The organism is Streptomyces hygroscopicus subsp. hygroscopicus (assembly GCF_001553455.1).
GTDB lineage: Bacteria > Actinomycetota > Actinomycetes > Streptomycetales > Streptomycetaceae > Streptomyces > Streptomyces hygroscopicus.
Map to the genome: position 1 here is coordinate 1 of NZ_BBOX01000548.1, position 1,133 is coordinate 1,133.

The following is a 1,133-nucleotide window of genomic DNA, read 5'->3' on the forward strand; positions in this document are numbered from 1 at the left end:
AGGAGGTGGGCGGGTAGGGGCGGTCGGTGGGCAGGGAGATGCGGTCGGGCAGCCCTGCCAGGGTCTGCTTCCAGTACTCCACCTGCGCGGCGATCTGACTGCTGGGGTCTTCGACGTCGCCCAGGACGTCGCGCTGCCACAGCGTGTAGTCCGCGTACTGCACCGGCAGCTCGGTCCACCCCGGCTCCCGCCCCGCACACCGCGCCCGATAGGCGGTGCTCACATCGCGCCACAGCGGTCGCAGCGACCACCCATCAACCGCGATGTGATGGACCATGATCACGAGTATGTGGGTGTCGGGTCCGGTGGTGAACAGGTGAGCACGTACCGGGATCTGGGTTTCAAGGTCGAAGGTGTGGCGTGCGGCGGTGGCCAGTGCCACATCCAGTTCGGAGGCGTCGACCGTGGTGACGGTCAGCTGTGGCCGGGCCTCCCGCACCGGCAGGATCCGCTGCTGTGGCACACCGTCGATGTCCGGGAAGACGGTCCGCAGGCTTTCGTGGCGTGCCACGACGTCGGCGAGGGCGGCCTCCAGCGCCGCGACGTCTACGTGTCCGGTCAGCCGCAGGGCGAGTGGCATGTTGTAGGTGGGGGAGGGGCCTTCGAGGCGGTGCAGGAACCACAGTCGGGCCTGCGCGAACGACAGGGGGACGGTGTCGGGCCGCTGGGCCGGTACGAGGGCCGTTCGGGCCGCACCGGCTCCGCCCACCCGCTGCGCCAGCCCCGCCACGGTCGGCGCATCGAACAGGGTGCGTACCCCCAGCTCGACGCCGAAGGCGGTCCGCACCCGTGCCACCAGGCGGGTGGCGAGCAGGGAGTGTCCGCCCAGGTCGAAGAAGCTCTGGTGTACACCGACGTCGGTCAGGCCGAGTACCTCGGCGAACAGGCCGCACAGGATCTCTTCCGCCGGTGTGCGTGGTCCGCGCGAGTCGGCTGCGGCCGTGTAGTCGGGTGCGGGGAGGGCGCGGCGGTCGAGTTTGCCGTTGACGGTCAGTGGCAGTTCGTCCAGTACCACCACGGCCGACGGCACCATGTACGCCGGCAGTCGTTCGGCGGCGTAGCCGCGGGCGGTGGTCGGGTCGATGGTCTGGTCCTGTTTGGCCACTACGTATCCGACCAGGCGTTTGTCGCCT

Annotated in this window: 1 protein-coding gene; it reads right to left on the reverse strand. The window is 69.9% G+C overall.

Annotated elements, in window-relative coordinates; all coding sequences use genetic code 11:
* Nucleotides 1–1,133 (reverse strand): condensation domain-containing protein (locus tag AXW62_RS38485; protein WP_252368891.1); only part of this gene is annotated, 1,133 nt, incomplete at both ends.